This window comes from Sandarakinorhabdus rubra (assembly GCF_010994245.1).
In the GTDB taxonomy this organism is placed as follows: Bacteria; Pseudomonadota; Alphaproteobacteria; order Sphingomonadales; family Sphingomonadaceae; genus Sandarakinorhabdus; species Sandarakinorhabdus rubra.
The window spans coordinates 1-2,262 of the sequence record NZ_WMHO01000308.1 but is presented as its reverse complement, the minus strand read 5'-3'; the positions used below and the strand labels follow the sequence as shown (position 1 = coordinate 2,262).

The 2,262-nt window shown below is 68.9% G+C and carries 4 protein-coding genes; all 4 read right to left on the bottom strand.

Going from position 1 to position 2,262, the window contains the following annotated elements; translation table 11 throughout:
• Positions 1–389 (bottom strand): sigma-70 family RNA polymerase sigma factor (locus GJV64_RS13810; protein ID WP_164157983.1); only part of this gene is annotated, 389 nt, incomplete at its 3' end.
• Entirely contained in the window at positions 386–1,147 is a 762-nt protein-coding gene (locus tag GJV64_RS13805; protein WP_164157980.1) for an ABC transporter ATP-binding protein, read from the bottom strand. The genes GJV64_RS13810 and GJV64_RS13805, both read right to left, overlap by 4 nt.
• Positions 1,144–1,917: an MlaE family ABC transporter permease gene (locus GJV64_RS13800; RefSeq protein WP_235927767.1), complete on the bottom strand. Its 774-nt coding sequence runs from the start codon at positions 1,915–1,917 to the stop codon at positions 1,144–1,146. The genes GJV64_RS13805 and GJV64_RS13800 overlap by 4 nt, the downstream gene beginning before the upstream one ends.
• Positions 1,914–2,262, bottom strand: a 349-nt coding sequence (locus GJV64_RS13795) for an alanine racemase C-terminal domain-containing protein (protein ID WP_328799196.1), incomplete at its 5' end; no start/stop codon positions are given. The genes GJV64_RS13800 and GJV64_RS13795, both read right to left, overlap by 4 nt.

Sequence of the window (2,262 nt, the reverse complement as noted above, 5' to 3'; positions counted from 1 at the left end):
CGGGCCAGCGCGGCGGCCAGCTGGCGCGCGTCTTGGGCGTGGCCAATGCCGGCATCGGGCGCCGGGCCATCATCGGCGAGATCGAGCGCAGTCTCCACCGGGGCATGACGACCAGCCGGGCGCGCCCGCAGCCGATCGATGGCGCGGTTGCGCGCGATCGTCGCCACCCAGGTGATCGGGCTGGCGCGGCTGGCGTCAAAGGTGGCCGCCTTGCGCCACACCGTCACATACACCTCCTGCAACACGTCTTCGGCTTCCGGCCGTTCAGGCAAGATACGCAGGATGATCCCGAAAAGTTTTGCGCTGGTGCGATCGTAGAAGGTCTGGAACGCCGCTGCATCCCCATCTGCCACCCGGGCGAGCAGCAGCACCAGCTCTGCCGCGCTCATGGTTTCAGGCCCACCGGCTTGATCGGACCTTCGGCACTGCCGGTGATGAACTGGTGCACATAGGGGTTGCCGCAGCTTTCAAGCGACGCCCGCGGCCCGTGCCAGATGATGCGCCCGCCGTGCAGCATCGCCACCCTGTCTGCCACCTCCCGCACGCTTGCCATGTCATGCGTAATGGTCAGCGCGGTGATTTTCAAATCCGAAACCAGCTCCCGGATCAGGCGGTTGATCACCGCCGCCGTGATCGGATCGAGGCCGGCGGTGGGTTCATCGAAGAAGATGATCGGCGGGCGGGCGGCGATCGCGCGGGCCAGCGCCACGCGCTTCTGCATGCCGCCCGACAGCTCGGCGGGCCTGAGATCGGCGACCTCGGGCCCAAGGCCCACCCGCGCCAGATTGTCGATGGCCGCCGTCTTGCGGCTCGCCGCAGTGCCGGGCAGCGCGAACGCCACGTTGCGCCACACCGACAGGCTGTCGAACAGCGCGCCGCCCTGGAACAACATGCCGAAGCGGGCGCGGTGGGCATCGAGCGCGGCACCCTTCAGGCCCGCCACCTCCCCGCCATCCACCTTGATCGATCCGGCATCTATGGAAATGAGGCCGAGCACGCATTTCAGCGTAACCGATTTGCCGGTGCCCGACGCGCCGATGATCACACAGCTTTCGCCGGGCATCACCGCCAGATCGAGGCCATCGAGCACCTGGCGGCTGCCGAAGCGCTTCCTGACGCCAGCCAGCTCGAGGCGTGGAACCGTCACGAGCCGAACACGATGACGGTGATGATGAGATTGGCGAGCAGGATCAGGATGAAGCTGGAAACGACCGCGTTGGTGGTCGCCCGCCCGACCCCGGCCGCGCCGCCGCCGCTGTGATAGCCGTGATAACAGCCCATCAGCGCGATGATGAAGCCGAACACCGCCGCCTTGACGAGACTGGAGATGACATCATCGGCCTCCAGATAGCGCTGGGTGGTGGCGAGATACTGCGCGCTGTTGAAGCCCAGCCGTTGGGTGGCCAGCAGCCAGCCGCCGGCCACGCCCAACGCGTTCGAGACCAGTACCAGGAACGGCATCACCAGCACGGCTGCAGCCAAGCGCGGGGCCACCAGCCAGCGGAACGGATCGGTGCGCAATGTCACCAGCGCGTCGATCTGTTCGGTCACCCGCATGGTCCCCAGTTCGGCCGCCATCGCCGAGGCCACCCGCCCGGCCACCATCAGCCCGCCCAGCACCGGCCCCAGTTCGCGCACCACGCCAATCACGGTGACCGCCGGCACGGTGGAGGCGGCGTTGAAGCGGCTGCCGCCGATGAAGATCTGCTGCGCCAGCGCCGAGCCGGTGAACAGCGCGGTGAGGCCGACCACCGGCAGCGAGAGCCAGCCGATCACCCACATCTGATGCAGCAGCTGCGCCGGATACCAGGGCGGCTGCACCACGCGCAGCAGCGCCCGCCCGGCAAAGCGCGCCAGCCGGCCGATGGCAACCAGCCCGGCAAGAACGGCGGCGCCGATGGCAACAAAGGGCGTCACTGCCACAACCGTTCGAAACGCCGGCCCAGCGCCACCAGCAGTTCATAGCTGGTGCGGCCGGACAGCGCCGCCATCGCTTCGGGATCGAAGGGAATGTCCAGCCAGTCGCCCTCGGCCAGCGGCGGCGCGTCGGTGACATCGAAGCTGGCGAGGTCCATCGAGATGCGGCCCGCCGCCGGGCAGCGCACGCCGCCCACCTCGGCCCACCCTGCCCCCGACAGCCCGCGTGCATAGCCATCGGCATAGCCCAGCGCCACGGTGGCGATGCGGCTCGGCCGCTCCGCCACGAAGGCCGCGCCATAGCCCACCGCGCCGCCAACCGGCACGTCGCGCAGCTGGATGATG